The sequence below is a fragment of the Bacteroides caecimuris genome, from assembly GCF_001688725.2.
Taxonomy (GTDB): domain Bacteria; phylum Bacteroidota; class Bacteroidia; order Bacteroidales; family Bacteroidaceae; genus Bacteroides; species Bacteroides caecimuris.
In genome coordinates this window covers 401,021-424,497 of sequence record NZ_CP015401.2, presented here as the reverse complement: position 1 = coordinate 424,497, position 23,477 = coordinate 401,021, and the positions used below count along the sequence as shown (strand labels likewise).

The following is a 23,477-nucleotide window of genomic DNA, read 5'->3' as shown; positions in this document are numbered from 1 at the left end:
TACCGAAGCCTGCCTTCCCCGATACCGAAACCCAATAGCGTTTCTTACCAGGTTTTCTCTACAAAGTCCCGTGTTGAATCAGATTCATAAACTCTTCACGAGTTTTTGCCTGATTGAAAGCCCCAGTAAAATCTGAAGTAGTAGTAATAGAGTTTTGTTTTTCTACACCACGCATCTGCATACACATGTGTTTGGCTTCCACTACCACCATTACACCTAACGGATTCAGTGTTTCCTGAATACACTCTTTGATTTGCAGTGTCATGCGTTCCTGCACTTGCAGGCGATGAGAGAATATATCGACTACACGGGCTATCTTGCTCAACCCAGTGATATAGCCGTTAGGAATATAAGCCACGTGTGCCTTCCCGTAGAACGGCAACATGTGATGTTCGCAAAGGGAGAAGAAATCGATATCTTTCACAATCACCATCTGACTGTATTCTTCCTGGAATTTAGCAGAGCGAAGCACTTCATGAGGATCCATGTGATACCCTTTCGTCAAACTTAACATTGCTTTAGCCACACGCTCCGGAGTTTTCAGCAACCCTTCCCGTTCGGCATCTTCGCCCAACAAAGTTATAATACTACGATAATGACTCTTCAACTCCTCCAGATTCGGAGAAACAATTTCTTCTTTTTCTAACATGATACAATTATAAAGGAATATTAATCTGGTCTCTTACAATAGAAACCTCTTTGAACACACCGGTAGACTTCAACCGACGCATCATTGCGTCCGCCTCTTCAATGCTCCGGAAATCACCTACACGACAAAGCCAACGAGGTGGATTGAACGAAGTATATACCGTCAATTCCGGAAAATACACTTTGACGCGTGATGCTACATGATAAGCATCATTCTTAGCCTGACGAGTATTATTACCGGCATACGCCTGTATTCTGAACCCGGAAGTCTTTATTACTTTCTGTTCACCTGTTGCAGGACGTTCCATCCCTATCAGAGCCTCAATACGGGGATCTTGATGAATAGTCACCTTTCCTTGTCCCGGAACGTTACGTTCCAGACTTTTGACAATGCTCTGTGCCTGTACACCGACAACTGCCAATACCAACATCAAAGTAAATAAAGCTAGTTTTCTCATTCTATAAACAATATTTAGGCACGGATTACGCGGGTTACACAGTTTTTAAAATCTCTTGGACCAAACTATACCGTTTAATCCGTGAAATCCGTGCCTGAAAGAAGTTTTAATTATGCGTTAAAAGCATCAATGATACCTTTGAAATCAGATACTTTCAGAGCAGCACCACCAATCAAACCACCATCAACGTCCGGGTTAGCGAACAGTTCTTTAGCGTTAGAAGGTTTGCAGCTACCACCGTAAAGGATAGAAGTATTGTCTGCGATTTCTTTGCCATACTTGTCAGCTACGATAGAACGGATGAAAGCATGGATTTCCTGTGCCTGTTCAGGCGAAGCAGTTTTACCTGTACCGATAGCCCAAACCGGTTCGTAAGCCAATACAATCTTAGAGAAGTCTTCAGCCGACAGAGAGAATACAGATTCCATTTGTGCGGCTACTACTTCGTTCTGCTTGTTAGCTTCGCGTTCTTCCAACACTTCACCGATACAGAAAATCGGAGTCAGACCGTTAGCCAAAGCCAATTTTACTTTTTCTTCAAGGATAGCAACTGTTTCACCGTAGTATGCACGACGTTCAGAGTGTCCCAGAATTACATATTTTGCACCAGTAGAAGCAACCATTTCAGCAGAAACTTCGCCTGTATAAGCACCTGATACTTTGTCGGCACAGTTTTCAGCACCTACACCAATCTTAGCAGCGTCTACCAACGGAGTAACAGAAGCCAGGTGGATAAACGGAGTACAGATGATTACATCACAGTTAGGCTTTTCGTTAGCCAATGCTTCGTTCAGTTCTTTAGCCAAAGCGATACCCTCTTGAAGGGTTTTGTTCATTTTCCAGTTTCCTGCAACAATGTTCTTTCTCATTTTGTTTTTTATTTTAAAGGGTTAATAAATTTACGATTGGACGATTGACGATTGAACGATTCAAGTTAGTGTTCGTTACAGAGGGTCGCTCGTTATCTTTTACTTTCTTATTCTTGTTCTTCTATTCCTTGATTCTTTGTTTCCGGTTCTTTGCTTTTTATCTCTTTTTCTTGTTGCTTCCGCTTCGCGGTTTTCCGTTCCCGGCGGCGAACGACCAACACATCCACCCCAAGCACTAACAACAATGGAATAACAAACCACAGGAAGACATATCCTACCGTATGAGCGTCACTGCTCACTTTCTGCTTTCCTAGCGGCAGATTCTCCAGTTTGTCCGTCAGTACGTATTCATCCGGTATATCCTCATCGCTCCATTTATTCAGAATGGTTCCATTCTTAATCAACATCAGCCCTGGATTGGAACGAACCATCGTCTTCAATGTTATATCATCCATTTGGCAGAAAGGATATTCGGCTCCTGTCTTGTCCTTCCACAATTCTATCTGTTCCTCCGGTGAAGAAGTGAGGCAATAAAATTTGTAGCCATGCTCCACCGAATAGTCATATATCTCATTAATCAAATCAATGTTACTATCATCCGCCTCTTCAATGCGATGAGCAACCAATAGGAAAGTATATCCTATATCTGTCAATACATCGTCTGTTATATCTTCCCCCGTATTCAGATCTATCATAGAAAAATCATGAATAGCCGGTTCATATCCTTTTTCCTTAAGGATGGTACGCGTATCGACAAATGTCCAGGTACTATCCGGATAGTTATCCAACGTAAATTCTTTCTGCTCTCCGTTCTTCTCCAGGATAAAGATGCTTTCATATACGCTTGGTTTGGCTCCTTCGAGCATTGTCATTCCTTCCAGGATATTCTTTCCGATCTTGTAAGGACGAAAGTCTAAAACAGGCAAACGGTCCAGGCAATAGAACGATAAAGTAAACACAAAAAACAGTGTATAAAGAGAAACCAGCCATTCCATCTTCACACTGATAAAACGAATCAGCATCCTCCTGTGACGGAAAGCCATTATTGCCGCAAACAGCAGAATGATATTCTTTCCAAATGTTTCCCAATTCGTCAATACCCAGGCATCACCAAAACAACCGCAGTCCGAAACCGGATCAAAGATGGCAAGATACAAGGTCAGTGGGGTCATGAAAATCATCAGCATCAAAGCCAATGAGGTAGCCAATGTTCTTCTTGTTGCAAAGAACAAAGAGATACCTATAAAAAACTCAACGGCGGATAAAACGATACCTCCCAATAAAGGGAAGAATGAAGGGAACCAGGAAGCCATTCCGAATGCAGTCAGATAATCCTGTATCTTATACTGGAAACCCAGCGGATCAACTGCCTTTACAAATCCGGAAAAGATGAACGATGCCGCCAACAGAAAGCGACACATATTCGCCACTACCTCCTGAATGATATGTAAGTTCTTATCTTTCAAATTCTATCTTAATCAGTCCGAAAACAGAGTAATTAATCATATCCATATAATTGGCATCAATACCTTCTGACACCAATGTATTGCCGGCCAAGCTCTCAATCTGCTTGGTACGGTAGATTTTCATCAGAATCAAGTCCGTGTAAGAGCTGACACGCATGCTCCGCCAAGCTTCATCATAATCATGATTCTTGGCAAGCATCAGTTCTAATGCCTCTTTTGCATACTTATCGTACAAAGCCATCGCTTCTTCATTACTGATGTCGGCAGACTCGGCATACCCTAGTTCCAACTGGATAAGTCCGACAATGCCATAATTGACAATCGCAATAAACTCAGCACGGATTCCCTCGTCAATCAGGGTTACTCCTTTGGTTTCAATACTACGAATCCGATTGGCTTTAATAAAAATCTGGTCAGTCACCGAAGCCGGACGCAGGATACGCCATGCAGGTCCGTAATCGTGCAGCTTCTTGGAAAATAAGTCACGGCACAAAGCGATGACATGTTCAAATTGTTGCTTGGTATCTTTCATCTTCTTCCAAATAGTGCGCAAAGGTAACAATAATTAAGTAAAAACAGAAAGAGGGCACTCTAAATTATATTAAAGTGCCCTCTTCTAAAGATATTGTATTACTGTTTTATAAGCTATATTTTTTATGAACAACGCAAAACCTGTCCGATGCGCAAAGTAGTAGTCGGTTTGATACGGTTCAGTTTGCAAAGTGTACTAACTGATACGCCACGCAACTTAGCAATGCGGGACAGCGTATCGCCACTCTTCACCTTATGATAACGAATAGCACCGTCAGCCACTTGAGTATCATGAGAACCAGCACGCTTCACACCTTTTGCCTTGCGGAACGTATAAGTATCGGCAACGATATCTTGTTTCGGGAAGTCGAACATATAAATCGGATTAATTGCAATCCCCAGAAAGCGGGTTTCGAAATGAAGATGCGAACCAGTAGAACGTCCGGTGTTACCACCCAATCCGATTACCTCTCCGGCTTTCACTAATTGATTTTCTTCAACCAATTGTTTTGATAAATGACCATACACAGTTTCCAGTCCATTATCATGACGGATAACGACATATTTTCCATATCCTCTACGCTCATATTTTACGATACGTACTTTCCCGTCAAAAGCAGCTACAATAGTATCACCTATATTCACTTTCAAATCCAATCCATTATGCATTCTTCTCCAACGAGGTCCGAAAGGCGAAGTTATTTTTGTACTTGTGGTCGGCATGTGAAATCCTGTCAAGTCAATTGTATACGTCTCGGGGATGATAGCATTTGCATAAGCATGTACATACTGATTATTCCAGTTTGGATAAAGACTTAGGGCGGGATATTCAGACTGTTCGGCACGAATTTGCTTCTGCAATGCCAAAGAGTCTACTGATTTTAATTTTTTGTCTATCGGTGCTTGGCGGGCAATCAGGTCTTGTGAGAAAGAGCTCAGACTGACCATAGCCGCAACAGCGACCAATCCTGTTTTAATAATGCTAAAATTCATTCCTTCTTTGTCAATTCAATTAATATTCATCGTTTGCGTACAGGTAATCGAATGTAGCCTGTCTGTAATCGAATATTTCTTCCGGTTAAAAAAATCTCGTTAATTCAATAGCTGCAGTCTCCGGAGAATCGGATGTATGAACGATATTTTCTTGAAAGCTCATACTATAATCCCCGCGAATAGTGCCAGGGGCAGCTAAACGTCCATTAGTCGGTCCCGCCAACGTACGGACTGTTTGAATAGCATCCACACCTTCGAAACAACAAACAATGACAGGAGCTGCCATCATCGAATCTTTCACACGCTGAAAGAAAGGTTTGCCGCTAAGGTGGGCATAATGTTCACTTAACAATTCATCAGTCAGTTGCATCATCTTCATGCCGGCCAACCGTAATCCTTTACATTCAAAACGATGAGTAATCTCACCAATCAATCCCCGCTGAAGGGTACACGGTTTCAAAATGACCAGCGTTTTTTCAAGCATAATACTCGACTTTGCAAATGGTTAAACAATACATTTACTAAAAAAATTCCCCCAAAGGTAGTATTTTCCTATGAAAAGGCAAGAGAGTTATTAACTATTTTTCAGATGCTTAGTACGAAAAGAGGGAGCAATTGAGCCGTTAAACTCCTATAAATAGGGAGAATAGATGCGAAACATGTTTTGCAACACATATACGCAAATAAACTGCATGTTTAACCGTTTTTCAACTTATAGCAGCCCAGTTAACATTCGTTTTTCGCAAGGATTTAAGTTGCCTCCACAAAATTTCATTCTCGGGATTCTGTGCCGCAGGGTCTTGTTCCACAATACTTTCAGCTATGGCGCGAACGTATTGCAACAGTTGCCCGTCGCGGACAATATCCGCAATCTTCAAATCGAAAGCAATGCCGCTTTGCTGCGTACCTTCAAGATCACCGGGACCACGCAATTTCAAATCGGCCTCGGCTATTTCGAAACCATCATTAGTACGTACCATGATTTCCAACCGTTTCCGGGTGTCCTCCGTCAACTTATAATTCGTCACCAGAATACAATAAGACTGTTCCGCCCCACGTCCTACCCGACCACGCAACTGATGTAACTGCGAAAGCCCGAAACGTTCTGCATTTTCAATAATCATCACCGAAGCATTCGGAACGTTTACCCCGACTTCAATAACGGTAGTAGCCACCATGATCTGCGCTTTGCCCGAAACAAAAAGCTGCATTTGCTCATCCTTCTCGGCTGGTTTCATTTTGCCATGCACTTTACAAACTGCACATTTGGGAAACTCTTCCAGAATATGTTGATATCCCTCTTCAAGGTTCTTCAAATCAATCTTTTCGCTTTCATTAATCAGCGGATAGACAATATAGACCTGACGTCCTTCTTCAATTTGTTTGCGCACCGAACGATACATACTTTCCCGGCGGTTATCAAATTGGTGGATAGTAGTAATCGGTTTTCTTCCGGGTGGAAGCTCGTCGATAATAGACACGTCCAAATCACCATACAATGTCATTGCCAAAGTGCGTGGAATCGGGGTAGCCGTCATCACAAGTACATGCGGAGGTTGAACATTCTTACTCCAAAGGCGGGCGCGTTGTGCCACACCAAAGCGATGCTGTTCGTCGATAACAACAAAACCTAAAGAAGAGAAATTGACAGTATCTTCAATAACGGCATGCGTTCCTATTAATATCTTCACATCTCCGGTCAGCAATCCGGTCAGAATCGCTTCCCGTTTTTTGCCTTTAACAGAGCCTGTCAACAGTTCGACACGGATATCCATGCCAAAGAGCAGTTCTTTGATTGTTTCATAATGCTGGTTCGCCAAGATTTCGGTGGGCGCCATCATGCAAGCCTGATAGCCGTTATCCAATGCCAGCAACATACTCATCAAGGCAACCAGTGTTTTCCCGCTTCCTACATCTCCCTGCAAGAGGCGGTTCATCTGCCTGCCACTGCCGACATCGTTCCGTATTTCCTTCAATACCCGTTTCTGTGCACCTGTCAGTTGAAAAGGAAGATTCTTTGTATAAAATGTATTGAACACATCTCCCACTTTCTCAAAGATATATCCACGATATCTTTTTTGCCTGTCTTTAGCATAGCGGAGGATATTCAGTTGAACATAAAACAGTTCTTCAAACTTAAGGCGATATTGCGCCCTGCGAAGCACATCGGAATTGGTCGGGAAGTGGATATTCCGGAGAGCTTCCGTCAAAGGCATCAGATGATGTTCCGCTAGCAATTTGGAAGAAAGTGTTTCAGGCAGAGGCTCCTGTATTTGTTGAATCACCGTTGCCATCATCTTCTCAATCGCATGAGAGTTGAGAAAACTGCGCTTCATTTTCTCCGTCGTATTATAATAAGGTTGCAATCCCACCGAAGAAAGTTTCAAATCTTCCGGTTTGTCTACATCGGGATGCGCCACATTAATACGTCCGTTGAAAACGGTCGGTTTACCGAAGATGATATATTCTTCGTGTAGTTTATACTTACCTAAGATATATTTAATGCCCTGAAACCACACCAAATCCACAACTCCCGTACCATCCGAGAAATGAGCCGTCAAACGGCGTTGGCGTCCTTCGCCAATGGTTTCGAAACCGAGGATTTCTCCTTTCAGCTGGATATACGGCATATTGCCATCTATTTCATGAATGTAATAGATGCGGCTCCGGTCAATATATTTATAAGGGAAATAATAAATTAAATCGTGCAAGGAGTAGACTTCCAATTCCTTATTTAATACAGCGGCTTTTTGAGGGCCTACACCGGAGATAAATTTTATGTCGCGTGTGGATAAATCAAACATTTATAAAAGAGCACTCCCTACTTTTAAATCAAAAGGAGTCGTTATTTTTATATTTTCACGGTTACCTTCTGCCAGACACACAGGTATTCCCATTGCTTCGACAACGGAAGCGTCGTCTGTAAAGAAGGGGGTAAATTCTTGTGTATATGCTTGTTTCAACAATTCTACATCGAACACCTGCGGTGTTTGCACCAGTTTGTAATCATTCCGGCTGACCGTTTCACTTCTTCCGGCATCTGTCAGATGGCGAAGTGTCTCTACCACATCTACCACAGGAATCACTGCTTTCTGCACTTTTGCCAAGTCATAACAACGGCGAATCACTTCTACCGACACAAACGGACGTACTCCATCATGCACCCCTACCAGTCCCGGCTCCTGCACCAGTGCCAGACCGTTCTTTACAGAGTGGAAACGTGTTTCGCCTCCATCGGCAAGGGTATGTTCCACCGCAAAGCTGTGTTTTTGGCAAAGTTGCTTCCAAAAGTCCTGTTGTTCCCGTGGAAGCACTACTATGATTTGAAGTGTTTCTTCATATCTCCTGAATGCTTCCAAGGTATGCATCAACACAGGTTTATCACCCATGGGAAGGAATTGTTTCGGGAGGTCACTTCCCATTCGCAAGCCCTTTCCACCGGCGACAATAATTACATATTTCTTCATGAACGGTTTAGCGTTTAATATACATCGCTTCTACCAGTTCGTCGACCTTTTCTTTACCTACCAACAGGTCAACGATTGTCAAAGCAAATTCCATGGCAGCCCCCGGTCCCATACCGGTAATGGTGTTTCCATCACGTACAACGGGCTCATTTACACATTCTGCCCCCTCCAAATATTGTTCAAAACCCGGATAACAGGTAGCCTTCTTTCCTTTCAGCAGTCCCAGCTTACCCAACACCATCGGAGCAGCACAAATAGCAGCAATAGGTTTATCTTTTGCGGCAAAATCAAGAATCAATTTACGCAACCCTTCGTGCTTGTCAAGTGTGGCAGCTCCCGGCATTCCTCCCGGCAACAGTAGCAGTTCTGCATCGAAGAAATCGCAATTCTCGAAGTTAATATCGCAAAGGACGGATACGTCATGTGCTCCTACTACAATTTCATCCGGTGTAACGGATACGATTTCTACATTAAGTCCGGCACGTCTCAACGTGTCAATAGCAGTCAAAGCTTCAATTTCTTCAAAGCCATCTGCAAAAAAAGCGTATACAGTTCCCATAATGCTTACTATATTTGGTTAATGATACTATCTCAAGTTAAAATAATAGGTGATTGTACCTGTCTGGTTCGTCACTCCATCTATCGTATTAAAACGGGCTTTCTTCGCTGCATCCTCCGCTGCCTTACGCAAAGCGGAATTTACCGTATTCGTTTGAGGGCTAATGCTGGTCGAAATCACTTGTCCTGCAGGATTCACGGTGATATTCACCACAACACGTCCTTCTTCCTGCACATTATATGCAGGCTTCGGCAAACTGCCTGTACCTAAAGAACGTCCGCCAAGATCAAATGTTCCGTAACCTCCGGTTCCGGTCTTCGCTCCGGTAGAAGAGTTTCCCTCCTTGCTGCCTTCGGTTCCCGTACCACTAGCCGCTGTTCCTTTGTTTCCTGTCATTTGCGCTCCTTTTCCAAACGCACCGGACACCCTCTTTCTGGCAGCTTCTTCGGCAGCCTTACGTTCACGTTCCGCTTTTTCTTCTGCCAGCCGTTTGGCTTCCGCAGCTTTTTCGGCTTCCGTTTTTTCGGGCTTCTTCACTGGTTCTTTCGGCTTGACTACCTCTTTAGGTTTCACCGTTTCTTTTTTCGGTTCTTCCGTCTTAGGTTTCAGGGTTACTGTTTCCTCTTCGGTCTGCGTCAATAAATCCTGTTCCGAAGGAAGTTCCGGTGTTGTTTCCGCGGGTGCTGCCACATCTTCATCCATGATATCCACATCCACCAAAGAGGGATCATCGAAACCACTTGCCGCGTCTACATTTCCCATCATCACAGGCACTCCGCCTGCATCTTCATCCGGTTGGGGGACAGTAAAGCTCACCAGAATCAAAAGAGCAATCACTGCCACATGCACCAACAGTGCACCCAGTGCTCCTACATATTCACCCTTTTTTCTTCTGTCCATTGTTTCTTATTTATTTTCAGGCGGGCGCGTAGCCAACACCATCTTAAAATGATTCTCGTTCGCAATGTTCAATACCCTTACAATCTCCCGGTAAGGTACCGATTCATCCGCATACAATGCCACGTACATTTCCGGCTCCTTCTCTGCACAACTCTGCAAGAATGAAGTCAGATCGTTCAGCGCCACCGGCTGCTCTTTTTCATTGCCGAAAGCAGCATAGAAATTCAAGTCTTTATCAATAACCACTCTTGTCAGCGGTTTGGCCGAAGTTTGCTGTTTACCTTGCGGCAACAACACTTTGATAGCATTGGGCGACACCACCGTAGAGGTTATCATAAAGAATATCAGCAACAGGAAGATGACGTCCGTCATGGAAGCCATGCTGAAATTGGGCGATATTCTATTTCTTCTTTTTAATCCCACTTTATGTTTGATTAGGGGTTAGTGATTAGTGATTAACAGATTGGAATACCGGTTCATTTTCCCGCCGGCTCGTTCAACAAGTCCATGAACTCCATGGTACGAGACTCCATTTTATTTACCACGCGGTCTACCAGCATCACCAGATAATTGTAGGCAAACATAGCAATGATACCGACAATCAGACCACCGACCGTAGTAATCATGGCTTCATAGATACCACCGGAAAGCAAAGTGATATCGATGTTACCGCTTCCGGCATTCGCCATTTCGTAGAATGCACGTACCATACCAGTCACCGTGCCGAGGAATCCGAGCATCGGAGCACCTCCGGAAATAGTTGCCATTACAGTCAATCCTTTTTCCAGTTTCGCCACTTCAATATTACCTACATTCTCAATGGCTACCTGCACATCGTTAATAGGACGTCCCAAACGGCTGATACCTTTTTCTATCATACGTGCCGAAGGGGTATTCATTGTGCGGCAATAGTTAATAGCTGCTTTGATCTCACCACTATGGATATAGTCTTTAATCCGCTCCATAAACATAGGGTCCTCTTTTCCAGCCTTGCGAATCATGTAGTTACGTTCAAACAGGATATAGAAACAGACAACAGACAGTACCCCTAGTACAATCATAATCCATCCGCCCTTGATAGCCATATCAAGCATGTTCATTTCAGGAGCGTTTACTTCCGTCAATACGGGATTGGCAGTAGCCAGCGAGTCGGCGATATTCATAGCCCCTTGGGCTAACAAGATCATTGCATTCATGAGCGTAGACAGTTTTTATATTCCTGAATGGTACGTTCGAGTCCCAGATACAATGCATCGCTAATCAACGCATGTCCGATGGAGACTTCATCCACCCAAGGAATGTTTTTATAGAAATAATTTAAATTAACCATACTCAAGTCGTGTCCGGCGTTCAAACCGATACCTAGTTTACGGGCAGTCTTCGCGGCTTCGATAAAAGGAGCGATGGCAGCTTCCGGATTTTTCGGATAGTTCGCTGCGTATGGTTCGGTATACAGTTCGACACGATCCGCCCCTGCTTTCGCAGCATATTCCACCATTTCAGGGTCGGCTGCCACAAAAACGGAAGTACGAATACCGGCGCTGTTAAACTGATCGAGCACTTCAGTCAGGAATTCCAGATTTGCTTTGGTGTCCCAACCGGAATTAGAAGTAATCTGTGAAGGATCGTCGGGGACCAAAGTTACTTGATGAGGTTTAACTTTCAACACCAGGTCAATAAATTCCGGAGCGGGATAACCTTCGATATTAAACTCCGTGCGCAGCAAAGGGCGCAAATCATATACATCCGAACGACGTATGTGACGTTCATCCGGACGAGGATGAACTGTAATACCGTCTGCACCAAAAGATTCACAATCAAGTGCTACCTTCACTACATCGGGGACATTTCCTCCGCGAGCATTCCTTAGCGTAGCAATCTTGTTTATATTTACACTTAATTTAGTCATAGTTCTACGTTATATTTGCCGCAAAAATACAAATATTATTATTAGTTGCCTAATAATACGAAACGCATTCTCGTTTCTTTTTTGGTTATTTAAAGTAGAAATCCAAGAAAAAATGCCAAATTTGCATCCTAAACTAATGATATTGCTTATGAGATTCGCCATTTTCGGAAATACTTATCAGGCTAAAAAGTCCTCTCATGCTGTCACCTTGTTTAAACTTTTAAAGAAACAGGGAGCAGAGATTGGTATGTGCAGGGAATTTTATCAATTCCTAGTTTCTGAAAATATGGATATTAAAGCAGATCAATTATTTGATGGTGATGATTTTACTGCCGATATGGTAATCAGCATCGGAGGCGACGGAACATTTCTGAAAGCTGCCCGCCGCGTAGGAAGAAAAGGGATTCCTATTTTGGGAATTAACACAGGACGTTTAGGATTTCTGGCAGATATTTCGCCGGAGGAAATGGAGGAAACATTTGATGAAATCCAAAACGGCAGATATAGTGTGGAGGAACGAAGTGTACTTCAGTTGATCTGCAACGACAAACATCTCCAAGATTCTCCTTATGCCCTCAACGAAATAGCTATTCTCAAACGAGACAGCTCCTCAATGATTAGTATCCGGACAGCTATTAATGGCGCGTATCTGAATACTTATCAAGCTGACGGATTAGTAATTGCCACTCCAACAGGTTCCACAGCCTACTCTTTGAGTGTAGGAGGCCCGATCATCGTCCCTCATTCCAACACTATTGCCATCACTCCGGTGGCTCCACATAGTCTCAACGTCCGCCCTATCGTTATTCGGGATGACTGGGAGATTACATTAGATGTAGAAAGCAGAAGTCACAACTTCCTCGTCGCCATTGACGGGAGGAGCGAGACTTGCAAAGAAACGACTCAACTAACCATCCGTCGGGCAGATTACAGCATAAAGGTAGTGAAACGTTTTAATCACATTTTTTTCGATACACTCCGCAGCAAAATGATGTGGGGAGCTGACGGAAGACGGTAAGCAGTTCACATTATGCAACCGTTATTCCTCATCACCCGATTCAACTATACGGTACTTAAAAATAGAACTTCTAAAAAAAAGGGACATTCAAGTTGTTGGGAATGCAACAAATTGGGTATAGATTCCAACTAAAGAGAAGAAGGGCCAAGATTTACTATCTTCAGAAATTAGATTAACATAATTTCCCCTTATATTTACTCAATAAAATTAAAATTATACTGATTGCATTTACAAATCATTCTTTTATAGACAACAGTCCTTCATTTTATCAATTTCTCCTTATCTTTATTCGCATACAAACTAGAGAGAAAAACTGCTTCCAATCATTCCCATATGAGTTCCTCACCGAGAAAAGAGTTGTCCCTCACCGAAGAACTTATGCTTCCTCGGTGAGGGACATCTCGTTGATTTTAATCCAACGAAGGCTTCTACGATTAAAAAGCCGCATATTGTATGCAAATTCATGCTACATTCACCCTATTTTCTGTATATTATTGCGATTATTTATGCAGTTCTTTCCCCAGTTCATCCATAAAAGAACAGCTGTTACCCGAAGAAATATTAAAAACAGACCATCGGGTTAGTTAATATAGAAGAAAATTAAAATATCGGTAGAGAAAAATAATACCCTGATATTAATTTAATGTAAACGACTGCGAACCGATCAGATTGCCACCTTCGAAGATATCAACACGGTAGTTTCCGGCATACAGGAATTCTTCTACATCCCAAAATACGTTCACATTCTGCTCTTCCCCGTTATAATCAATATACTTCTTGATAGAATAAGCCAATGTACGGTTCTCATAAGGAAATGTATTTGATGCACTTTTGGTCAACACATCATTATCCGGTTTGGCAATACGCACATAAATGGTACGCTCACCATTTTCAGCGGTTATATTTTTCACAATGGTAAAACTAATAGCCAATTTCACAATATCCTTCACTTTCTTAGCCACTTTACCACGTTTATTACGTGGTTCGATACGAATATTAGTTGCATCAAGTTGCGCTGCCAACGTCACCTTCTTATCCAGATTTTTCTTTTCTTCGGAAAGACTGCTGATTTGTTGTGAAGCCTGATTATATTTTTGTGTTACTTCTGCAATGACCTGTTTCTGTTGTGCAGCCAGTTTATTTAGTGAATCAATCTGATTAATATAACCAACCATTACTTTACGCAAGGTAGCCAATTCTTTCTTTAGACGACGAATCTCTGTTGCATTCGAACTCTTCACAGTACGAAGTTCTTCCAATAGACGTTGGGTCTTCAACTGTTCCTGCTCCAATAATACTCCCAACGAGTCATTAGTAACCTTAAACTTCAATTCATCATATTCTTGCACAAAACGACTATATTCGTTTTCCAGATCTTCCTTATCCAATTGGAATTCCTGCACTAACTCCCGATTAGCTTTTTTTTCGGTAAACAATAAATAAGTAATACCAATAATAGCTATCACCAAGATAGCCACGGCCGCAATAAGAAGGCTTTTTTTACTCATAGTTTCAGTTGTGAATTGATAACGTGCGCAAAAGTAATCATTTCGCAACAGAAGTCAAGCAGAAATACAGAGAGTTTTTTATCCCCCGCTGCTAATCCATATAATTTTAACTTATTTGCTTGCTAATTTATTCAAATTGGCAAAAGCAAAGCACTCAAACACCTTTTTTCGCCAAGATGCCAATTAAACTTATCTTATTGCCTACTATTATTAACTCCACTGCCTATTTTTACTTCGTTTAACTATAGTTACTCTTGCGTATAACTATAGTGAAACGAAGTAATAGTAGCGAACGAAGTAAATCCGAATAGGCAAGCAGCTATAAAAAAATGGCTAAATAAACAATTCTCCATAACAGTGCACTCTCACTATAGCTACATTCGGTTTATAACCGTACCTCAAACAGCTTCCTTTGCCCAAACTTTTCATCCTACCTATTATATTAACGTCAGTTCGATATAAGTTCGCCCGCATGGCTTATATCAAACTGACGTCATATTATTAGGAAGTTTGACCTTTAACTAAAATTATTACGGAAAAATTTCTTTAATCAGGATTATCGTTGTAATTTTGTCGCGCTAAAAGATAAAACAAATTATCAACTTTTTAAATATATAGTATTATGTCAAAAGTAACCGTAGTAGGCGCAGGTAACGTAGGTGCTACATGTGCAAATGTACTTGCTTTTAATGAAGTAGCAGACGAAGTAGTAATGCTGGACGTTAAAGAAGGCGTTTCAGAAGGTAAAGCAATGGATATGATGCAGACAGCTCAATTGCTGGGTTTCGACACTACATTGGTAGGCTGCACTAACGACTATGCTCAAACTGCTAACTCTGACGTTGTTGTGATTACTTCAGGTATTCCTCGTAAACCGGGTATGACTCGTGAAGAATTGATCGGTGTGAACGCTGGTATCGTTAAGTCGGTAGCAGAAAACCTGTTGAAATATTCTCCTAACGCTATCATCGTTGTTATTTCTAACCCGATGGATACAATGACTTATTTGGCATTGAAGGCTCTGGGCTTGCCGAAAAACCGTGTAATCGGTATGGGTGGTGCTTTGGATAGCTCTCGTTTCAAATATTTCTTGTCTCAAGCTATCGGTTGCAACGCTAACGAAGTAGAAGGTATGGTTATCGGTGGTCACGGTGATACTACGATGATTCCTTTGACTCGTTTCGCTACTTACAAAGGTATGCCTGTAGCTAATTTCATCTCTGCAGAGAAATTGGAAGAAGTTGCTGCTGCTACTATGGTAGGTGGTGCTACGCTGACTAAATTGCTGGGTACTTCTGCATGGTATGCACCGGGTGCAGCAGGAGCATTCGTAGTTGAATCTATCCTTCATGACCAAAAGAAGATGATTCCTTGTTCTGTATTATTGGAAGGTGAATACGGCGAATCAGATCTTTGCATCGGCGTTCCTGTAATCCTTGGCAAGAACGGTATCGAAAAAATCGTTGAACTGAACCTGAACGAAGACGAAAAAGCTAAGTTCGCAGCTAGCGCAAAAGCTGTTCACGGAACGAACGCTGCTTTGAAAGAAGTAGGTGCTCTGTAATTAATCCCCTTACTTTATATATCAAGAAAGGCTGTTCTTCACAACGAGGAACGGCCTTTTTCGTTGCCACCGAATATCCGGTATTCGATTGTCAGGACATCTTTATGTTTTGAGAAACCCACATACCGATATCCTGTTTGCTAAGAGCAGCCGCCATCAGGTCGGGAAACTTATCCGGAGTGCAGGCGAAAGTAGGTACGCCGATAGAAGCTAAAAACTCCGCATGGTTCTTGTCATAAGACGGAGCACCATCATCATTCAATGCCGGCAACACAATCAGTTGCACGCCGCTGTCGACAAGAGACGCAAACCTCTTTCGCATCTCTCGCGGATCGCCCCCTTCATAAAGGTCGGTCACCAATACGAGCACTGTATCTTGCGGGCGGGTCACTATGCCTTGACAATAAGTCAAAGCCCGGGCAATATCCGTCCCTCCGCCCAGTTGCACCCCAAAAAGCAAATCGACAGGGTCTTGCAAATCGTCCGTAAGGTCGACAACCGCCGTGTCAAACACGACCATTCGGGTAGAGACAGCCGGAATAGACGCCAATACAGAACCGAAAATGCCGGAGTAAATCACGGATGTCCCCATAGAACCACTCTGGTCCAAACACAGAATGATATCTTTCATGGCTTTCCTCTTACGGCCGTATCCGATACGTATTTCAGGAATAATCGTCTTATACTCAGGCTGGTAATTTTTCAGGTTCTTCGTAATGGTTGTTTTCCAGTCTATTTCATTATAGCGGGGATTCCGGCGACGGGCGGAGCGATTCAACGCACCGGTCACCGCCTGTTGGGTAGGTGCCGACAGTTTGCGGAGCAATTCATCAACCACCCGACGGACTACCTGACGCGCCATCTCTTTATTCTTCTCCGGAATCACCTGACTTAAAGACATCAAGGTAGCCACCAGATGCACATCGGGAACCACCGTTTCCAACATCTCCTTTTCTGTAAGCAACGTAGTCAGATTCAACCGTTTGATGGCATCCCGCTGAATCACCTGCACCACTGTCTGTGGGAAAAACTCACGAATCTCCCCCAGCCATCGGCTGACTTTGGGAGCCGAGGAGCCCAGCCCTCCCCTCCTGTCGCTATCATATACGGCTTCCAAGGATTGGTCGATCCGCCGTTCTTCCACGCTCAACGATACGCCTGTACCATCGGCCTCATCACCCCCCAATATCAAACGCCATCTTTTCAGTAATTCTTCTTCCATTTCTTTTCTTTTACTTTGTTTCAAGTCCCAACAACTGACGAATCACCGGAATTACTCTTGCCGCCTCTTCCCGGTCGAGATTCAAATCCTCTGTTCCGGCAAGGGGACGGGCGGTGGCAGTTCCGGCATGACGTGCCTTTTCTCCCAGTTTACGGCGCTCGGCCGAAGTAAATTCACTGAAAGTACGCCGCAGAATCGGCAACAACTCCATAAACGTCTCTTGCTCCTGCGCACACACCCAAGTATTTACCAGATTCCAAAGACGATCGTCCAATAGTAACACCGAACCCGAAGAGCGCAGGAATCCTTCAAACCAATAAGCCATGTCTGCCGGAGAATTACCAACCGACGAATAGTAACTTAACGTATCCTGCATTTCTTCCATCGTTATCTCGCCTTTATCATTCAGCAAACGAGTGGCGTAACCGGACAATAACGGATGGACATTGGCCGATAAGCGTATTTGACAGATAAAATTACGCCACATCCGGTTCAGTTCTTCCCGATTCAGAATAGAAAGGGCATAGTCTGTGGCAACTAATTTGTCGAGCAGACCGCTTGCCGCTTCTTCATCAATATTGATACATACCAACACACCGCCTGCAAGAATACGCGCAACCATCGCCTCAAGCATACTGCCTACCTTCGAGAAGTCGAGGTTGCGGACATTTCCGTAACGGACGATATTCACCAGTCCGGGAATCGCTTCCATCATTTCAAGAATATCGGTCGAGGCTGCCGAAAGCGCATCCAGCCGCACGGTCATAGTCTCCACCAATGCGGGAAGATCTGCCGGAAGCACCCCGTTCAATAATGCGGTCAACTCAGGAATATGACAAATCTCCTCCATGGTTGCCTGCAAATACTTTTGGGTAGCTTCCATCACCGTATTCCCCCATATCGCCCGCTCAATGATATCGATAATCTGTTCCGGTTTATGATATAAGGTCCATTGTTCTTTAAAAGTACCTTTACCGTCTATTTCTCCGTGAATCGCCCAGTCAATTCCCAACAATTGCAGACGATGAAAAAAGATACTCCGTTCGAGGTCATTGGGTTTGCGGAGGTCCAGTATCAGCTCTTTTATTTCGGCAGTGAACGGAACACGCAGACTTTTCTGTGTCTTCTCCACATCTACCAGCAACGGCACCTTGGGCACATTATCGGGAACGCTTCCCAAACGGTTGCTGATAATGAGCTCTTCACGAATGATTTGCAACAGGATGTCATCTCCAAACCCCATCACTGTAGTCACAGCCTCGTTATATTCGTTCAGTGAAGGATAGGGCAGATTTCGGAGTGCGGCCGTAGCTTGTGCCAGTCGGACAGTCTCAATGACGTGAGCCACCGAAATATCCATATTCTTCTGCCGCAACAAGGAGGCTATCCGGCTTATCCAAAGCGTACCGTCATCTTCCGGATGATGCCAAAGATAGTGATACCATCCCGGAGATTCGATTCCCGCGCCATAACCGCTACGCAGAGCCAACCGATTATATGTCCACGGAATCCATGTACATTCTATTTTTACTTTCGGCAAGCCTTTCAGCAATGCGTTATCCTCTTTCACTTTAGGCATATCCTCCAGTGCGGGCACATGCCAAGCACCGCAAACAACGGCAATGCGCTCAAAGTTTTCTTTCTGTGCCGCCCGTATCATTTTACGCATCCAGGCTTCACGAAGCAAATCACGGGCGGAAGTCTGTCCGGACAGTTCTTCCCGAAGAGCAGTGACCGCTTCCTTCACCGCCTGAAATATATCTTCAGATTCCTTTCGGTGTTCAATCATCATTTCCCACCAGGATTCTCCATCGGTACATCCGGCGGCACGAGCCAGCCAATCAAACGGATCGCCGATTGATTCTTCTTTCTTTTCTTCTGCCGCTGTGACTGTTTCTTCCGCCACTTCCATTTCTGCAGCTTCCATTTCGATCGTTTCCTTTTCGGTCGGGTCTGTTTGTTCGTCAACGGATTCCGTCAATTCTTCCGAAGCCTTCAGTTCTTCCTGTTTACGGAGAGCCATCGAATAAACCAAAGGCAAATCGAAGAAACGAAGAGGAACCCCATTCTGTACGGCATATCGCATCGCCTGCCATTCCGGAGAGAACTCAGCAAACGGATAGAATACTGCCCGTTGCGGTTCGTCGGGCTGATAAGCCAACAACGCAACGGGAGGAACCATCTGCGGATTTCCCACACAAGCAAGCAATGCCTCTGCTTCTGCCGGACCTTCTACCAAAATCAAATCCGGTTGCAGTTCTTGCAGGTAATTCAGCACATTGCGGCATGAACCGGGACCATGATGCCTGATACCTAATAAATGAATCGCCATTTTCTCTTCTTTTTAGATCATATCCCTTGAAGCACGATAGATGTCTTTCCAACCCTCCCGGTTCTTCACGACTGTTTCCATGTATTCCTGCCAAACGACTTTATCTTGTACCGGGTCTTTTACCACTGCTCCCAAGATACCGGATACCAAATCTTCCGCATGGATTTCTCCATCGCCGAAATAACCGGCCATTGCCAAGCCGTTATTCACAACCGAGATGGCTTCAGCCGTGCTAAGTGTACCACTCGGTGTTTTCAGTTTGGTCTTGCCATCGACAGTCGCCCCCTGCCGCAGTTCACGGAAAATGGTGACCACCCGCCGAATTTCCGACAACGCCGGCTTCTCTGCCGGAAGCTGCATCACCTTCTCAAAGCTTTCCACCCGACGACGGACAATATCAATCTCCTCGTCAATAGAGTCAGGCAAAGGCAAAATGACCGTATTGAAACGTCGCTTCAAAGCACTCGAAAGTTCATTCACCCCCTTATCGCGATTGTTGGCGGTGGCAATGATATTGAAGCCGCGGACAGCCTGTATCTCTTTATTCAACTCAGGAACGGGGAGCGTCTTTTCTGAGAGAATCGTAATCAAAGTATCCTGTACATCCGAACCGATTCGGGTCAGCTCTTCAATACGCCCGATCTTTCCTTCCTGCATCGCTTTCATGACAGGAGTCTGTATCAAAGCACCCTCACTTGGTCCTTCCGCCAGCAAACGTGCATAGTTCCATCCATAACGGATGGCCTCTTCACCTGTTCCGGCTGTACCCTGCACTATCAACGTCGAATTGCCCGAGATGGCAGCCGCAATATGCTCACTCACCCAGCTTTTTGCCGTTCCGGGTAAGCCGTAAAGCAACAACGCGCGGTCGGTTGCCAAAGTGGCGACCGCTATTTCCATCAGACGACGGTGGCCGATATATTTCGGAGAGACTTCGAAACTATTCTTCAACTTGCCACCCATCAGATAAGTGACCACAGACTGCGGAGACATTTCCCAGTTCTCCGGAATGGCATAAATCTCGTTCTTTTTCAACTCATGAAGTTCTTCTGCAAATTGCTGTTCGGCATGTTCTCTCAATAAAGCGCTCATATCTTTCAGTTTTTATTGTTCGTTATTTAATTAAGGTATCTATTTTCTGTTTTACATCCATGTACTCCAGTACCAACCGGCAAAAGTAAAAAGTCGTATTGTTCTCCTGCTTTGTCACCGAAGCGGCAATCCGCTCCAACGTACCTCTCATTTCAGCAGGGAAATACACAGCCAATTGTTCCGCCGTTTCTTTAGGAAGATAGTAGTTATTTCGCAGAAGGCGTTGCAAGACATAGGATGAAAATTTCATTCCCCATTCCCCGCCGTCTTCATTAAACCAACTATCCGGAATCAGTCCGCCTTTGATTGTCTGAAATGCTATTTCTTCACGCTGAGAAGGAGAAAGCAACCCCGCTAACGCAAGGCTCATATCTTCTTCCGCATTTTCTTTCAATGTGTAATAAGCCCATACGGAATCTCCGAAATTCAGAATCGGACTTGAAAGATCAAACAATTTCTGAAAAGGAGGTTTCTTCGCCAATTTACCCGCTGCCTTTTCCGGTGTACAGTCGTAGAACTCACTCCAAAAACTTAGTGGCACCCGTTCTGCCAATTGCCTCAACAAGAAGCGATCATCTTTTTCGTCTTTATTGGCACTGACCTCTTCAAATCCTAATTTCTTCATTTCCGGCGTATATTCAATCTTATCGTACGACCACCCTGAAAGAAAATTAAAATGCAATTTCCCACGCAACAACTCCTGATAGGTTTTCACCAGTTCCGAATCCGGCAAGCTGCACAACAATCGGCGGGCAGTCTCTTTGACACTGCCACTTCTGTCCTTCAAAAGAAGTTCCTGCAAGAAAGCCTCGTCCGCTTTGGTCAATCCTATACGCAGACACCGAATCAACTCCTCGCGATGAGCGGCTGATTCATTCTTCAACTCTGTCTGCAATAAAGCCAGTCCTTGTTCGGGCTGTTCCTGCCGCAAACGACACAACATCCGTTTCCGTTCTTCGTGGGAAGCCGTCTCCCAACTTTCATTTCCCGGTTCTCCCCATGCGGGAAGTCCCATTTCCGAAAGCAGCCAACGCCCTCTACGCCCCGACAATTCCGACAACCAACGTTGCTCTTCGTGCCGCTTAGGATTGTTTCGGTCAAAAGCCCTTTGCAATAAAGCTGGCAGATAAACCGGCGGCAACAACTTATCGAAAGCTATCGCTTTACGATATGCATATAATAAGAGATATGAGTTCCGGTTACTATGCAGGGAAGTCAACAGTTCTCCCACTTCGCGGGAGAAGCAGGCTTTACTCTCTTCGGGAGCTTCCGATACGGACACGGGGTCTTTCAACAAGTATGCCTTCAATCCGGCACGTCTGAAAGCGAAACCTAAAGCCGACAGTTGATAAAAAGCTGTCTCCGCATCTTCCGCTTTCTCTTGAATGTCACGCAAGCTGTCTTGCAATTCTTCGGGCAAATCCGTTGCTATCAGTTCACGAGTAGCAGTCCCTAATAATGCTATATTAATCAGTTGGTCAGTTACGTTCATCTTTCCAAAAATAATATTCAGATTGATACCAAATAGTTTTCAATTCCCAAAAAGTAACATCCGCCAGCAGGAAAGCAGCAAAAGGCTTTCCACCGGTAGTAGCAAGAATATCAATACGAATGTTTTCGTCCACATGTACCGGCATGACACGTCCTTCGGCATCTTGCAGGTATTGTGCATTGCCGGCTGTCATCAATCTGACATTATCTACCAATAAAGGGACTTCCTCCACAAAAGGATTGGTCCGGACGATCGTTCTATAATATTGTGTGGCAGTTTCCAAGTCGGGACAACAAGAAGGCTGGAATTTTTCGTCCGACCGTTGCAGTTCTTTGGGCAATGCACGTAAAGCGGCAACTCCTTTGTAAAAGTACAATGGGCCCTGATACGTACCACCGGACAGAATCGTAAACTCCGGCAGCGTTCCCGGAACCATAAAATAAACATACACCGCCATCCGGCGACTCGCCTTTCCATACAACCAGAAAACATCGGTTCGCAAATCGTTCACCTTATTACTTCTTGTATGCAGTACCATCCACTGATCTTCGACAGGTTCTCCCGCCATCACCTCTTCCTTTGATTGCGGATATCCTATTTGAGTACGAATTTCGAATTGCCAGTCAGCCGGAAGATTATCCAAATGTTTATAGCTTTCCGCAAGCAGATATATTTTACTCAGTTTGTCTGTCAGTTTGAATTTCCAGTCCTCCGAATAGTAATTCAACTCCCGAAGTCCCCTCAGCCTGCCTGCCAGCCCTGATGCCTGTGCGTCAACCATTCTCCGCGAGATAGCTTCAAACAAGGTGCAGGCTCTCTCCGGAACGTTGAGTAACCCGTTGCGCAACAAGTCTTTCATCCATATCTGAAGGTCTTCAATCCCTCCCAACACTTTTTGATGACGCACAGCCTGTCTCTTGGCCTGCGCCGCCTCATCTATCGGAGCTGCCGTCTTTTTTTCTTTCCGCTCTTTCTTTTCTTCCTTCTCTTTACGTTTGGAAAGCCATGTTTCCACCCAATCCGGTTCCTCTGCCTGCTTGAAAGATTCGGAATAAGACGCATACATATATAAAAGTCCCAAAGCATGTTTACATGGAAACTTACGGCTGGGGCAAGAACATCTAAATGCAATATCCTTTATATCAACAACTGTTTGATAAGGTGTTTGTCCACTTCCTTGACAATGCCCCCAGATGGCACGGTCACTATACTCCAAAAGCAACCATTTGGCCCGGCTCGCCAAACCTTTTCCTGCCTTCACTGAAGCCGCATCCGGCGCCAATTGGGCAATTTGTTCTTCTGTCAGATTTAATAACATTACGGTATGTTTATCATATTTCCGAATGCAAGTATAACATATTTTTCAAACAGAAGCATTAAAAAAAAGCTAATTCTTTTTGCATTTTCAAAGAAAGCACTACTTTTGCATCGTTGTTTATGCAATTATTG

The 23,477-nt window shown here is 44.1% G+C and carries 21 protein-coding genes and 1 pseudogene; 2 read left to right on the top strand and 20 right to left on the bottom strand.

What is annotated here, in order from left to right; all coding sequences use genetic code 11:
- Positions 1-58: 58 nt before the first annotated feature.
- From folE to A4V03_RS01555, 14 genes and pseudogenes are all read right to left on the bottom strand, one after another.
- Positions 59-649 carry a GTP cyclohydrolase I FolE gene (gene folE / locus A4V03_RS01620; RefSeq protein ID WP_004324710.1) on the bottom strand — a complete coding sequence of 197 codons (591 nt, stop codon included), beginning with the start codon at positions 647-649 and terminating at the stop codon, positions 59-61.
- Positions 650-656: 7 nt separating this feature from the next.
- The gene (locus A4V03_RS01615; RefSeq protein ID WP_065537698.1) at positions 657-1,106 is read right to left on the bottom strand and encodes an SPOR domain-containing protein; all 450 of its coding nucleotides are present in this window, start codon (positions 1,104-1,106) and stop codon (positions 657-659) included.
- Positions 1,107-1,216: 110 nt separating this feature from the next.
- A complete protein-coding gene (gene tpiA, locus A4V03_RS01610; RefSeq protein WP_024987416.1) occupies positions 1,217-1,975 on the bottom strand; it encodes a triose-phosphate isomerase in 759 nt (252 codons plus the stop codon).
- A gap of 107 nt (positions 1,976-2,082) precedes the next feature.
- Positions 2,083-3,441 carry a BT_3928 family protein gene (locus A4V03_RS01605; RefSeq protein WP_065537697.1) on the bottom strand — a complete coding sequence of 453 codons (1,359 nt, stop codon included), beginning with the start codon at positions 3,439-3,441 and terminating at the stop codon, positions 2,083-2,085.
- A complete protein-coding gene (locus tag A4V03_RS01600) occupies positions 3,431-3,973 on the bottom strand; it encodes a DUF1599 domain-containing protein (protein ID WP_065537696.1) in 543 nt (180 codons plus the stop codon). The genes A4V03_RS01605 and A4V03_RS01600 overlap by 11 nt, the downstream gene beginning before the upstream one ends.
- A gap of 122 nt (positions 3,974-4,095) precedes the next feature.
- Complete coding sequence (locus tag A4V03_RS01595; RefSeq protein ID WP_065537695.1) at positions 4,096-4,965, bottom strand: peptidoglycan DD-metalloendopeptidase family protein; 870 nt, start codon at positions 4,963-4,965, stop codon at positions 4,096-4,098.
- 19 nt (positions 4,966-4,984) lie between these two features.
- Positions 4,985-5,449: pseudogene (gene ndk, locus A4V03_RS01590) on the bottom strand (nucleoside-diphosphate kinase).
- Between the two features lie 223 nt (positions 5,450-5,672).
- The gene (gene recG / locus A4V03_RS01585; RefSeq protein WP_065537694.1) at positions 5,673-7,769 is read right to left on the bottom strand and encodes an ATP-dependent DNA helicase RecG; all 2,097 of its coding nucleotides are present in this window, start codon (positions 7,767-7,769) and stop codon (positions 5,673-5,675) included.
- Complete coding sequence (locus A4V03_RS01580; protein ID WP_065537693.1) at positions 7,770-8,432, bottom strand: 2-C-methyl-D-erythritol 4-phosphate cytidylyltransferase; 663 nt, start codon at positions 8,430-8,432, stop codon at positions 7,770-7,772.
- 7 nt (positions 8,433-8,439) lie between these two features.
- Positions 8,440-8,991: a DJ-1 family glyoxalase III gene (locus tag A4V03_RS01575; protein WP_065537692.1), complete on the bottom strand. Its 552-nt coding sequence runs from the start codon at positions 8,989-8,991 to the stop codon at positions 8,440-8,442.
- Between the two features lie 27 nt (positions 8,992-9,018).
- A complete protein-coding gene (locus A4V03_RS01570; protein WP_065537691.1) occupies positions 9,019-9,891 on the bottom strand; it encodes a cell envelope integrity protein TolA in 873 nt (290 codons plus the stop codon).
- 6 nt (positions 9,892-9,897) lie between these two features.
- Entirely contained in the window at positions 9,898-10,314 is a 417-nt protein-coding gene (locus A4V03_RS01565; protein ID WP_024987410.1) for an ExbD/TolR family protein, read from the bottom strand.
- A 53-nt stretch (positions 10,315-10,367) separates the two neighbouring features.
- The gene (locus tag A4V03_RS01560) at positions 10,368-11,087 is read right to left on the bottom strand and encodes a MotA/TolQ/ExbB proton channel family protein (protein WP_065537690.1); all 720 of its coding nucleotides are present in this window, start codon (positions 11,085-11,087) and stop codon (positions 10,368-10,370) included.
- Positions 11,084-11,800, bottom strand: coding sequence for a pyridoxine 5'-phosphate synthase (locus tag A4V03_RS01555; RefSeq protein WP_065537689.1), 717 nt, complete (start codon positions 11,798-11,800; stop codon positions 11,084-11,086). The genes A4V03_RS01560 and A4V03_RS01555 overlap by 4 nt, the downstream gene beginning before the upstream one ends.
- A gap of 148 nt (positions 11,801-11,948) precedes the next feature.
- Between A4V03_RS01555 and A4V03_RS01550 the strand changes: the two genes are divergently transcribed.
- Positions 11,949-12,818 (top strand): NAD kinase, encoded by an 870-nt coding sequence (locus tag A4V03_RS01550; protein ID WP_065537688.1) that lies wholly within the window; start codon positions 11,949-11,951, stop codon positions 12,816-12,818.
- Positions 12,819-13,453: 635 nt separating this feature from the next.
- On the opposite strand, the gene A4V03_RS01545 is transcribed toward A4V03_RS01550, so the two are convergent.
- Entirely contained in the window at positions 13,454-14,326 is an 873-nt protein-coding gene (locus tag A4V03_RS01545; RefSeq protein ID WP_065537687.1) for a hypothetical protein, read from the bottom strand.
- A 622-nt stretch (positions 14,327-14,948) separates the two neighbouring features.
- Here A4V03_RS01545 and mdh point away from each other — a divergent pair.
- The gene (mdh, locus tag A4V03_RS01540; protein WP_065537686.1) at positions 14,949-15,890 is read left to right on the top strand and encodes a malate dehydrogenase; all 942 of its coding nucleotides are present in this window, start codon (positions 14,949-14,951) and stop codon (positions 15,888-15,890) included.
- Between the two features lie 91 nt (positions 15,891-15,981).
- Here the strand turns inward: mdh and A4V03_RS01535 are convergent, their stop codons facing one another.
- The 5 genes from A4V03_RS01535 to A4V03_RS01515 are packed head-to-tail and all read right to left on the bottom strand — an operon-like array spanning position 15,982 to position 23,346.
- A complete protein-coding gene (locus A4V03_RS01535) occupies positions 15,982-17,112 on the bottom strand; it encodes a vWA domain-containing protein (RefSeq protein ID WP_065540233.1) in 1,131 nt (376 codons plus the stop codon).
- Positions 17,113-17,122: 10 nt separating this feature from the next.
- Positions 17,123-19,444: a DUF5682 family protein gene (locus tag A4V03_RS01530; protein ID WP_065537685.1), complete on the bottom strand. Its 2,322-nt coding sequence runs from the start codon at positions 19,442-19,444 to the stop codon at positions 17,123-17,125.
- 12 nt (positions 19,445-19,456) lie between these two features.
- Positions 19,457-20,536 (bottom strand): ATP-binding protein, encoded by a 1,080-nt coding sequence (locus tag A4V03_RS01525; RefSeq protein ID WP_065537684.1) that lies wholly within the window; start codon positions 20,534-20,536, stop codon positions 19,457-19,459.
- Between the two features lie 22 nt (positions 20,537-20,558).
- Entirely contained in the window at positions 20,559-22,028 is a 1,470-nt protein-coding gene (locus A4V03_RS01520; protein WP_065537683.1) for a DUF5691 domain-containing protein, read from the bottom strand.
- Positions 22,015-23,346, bottom strand: coding sequence for an SWIM zinc finger family protein (locus A4V03_RS01515; protein ID WP_065537682.1), 1,332 nt, complete (start codon positions 23,344-23,346; stop codon positions 22,015-22,017). Before A4V03_RS01515 ends, A4V03_RS01520 begins: the two co-directional genes overlap by 14 nt.
- Positions 23,347-23,477 lie beyond the last annotated feature (131 nt).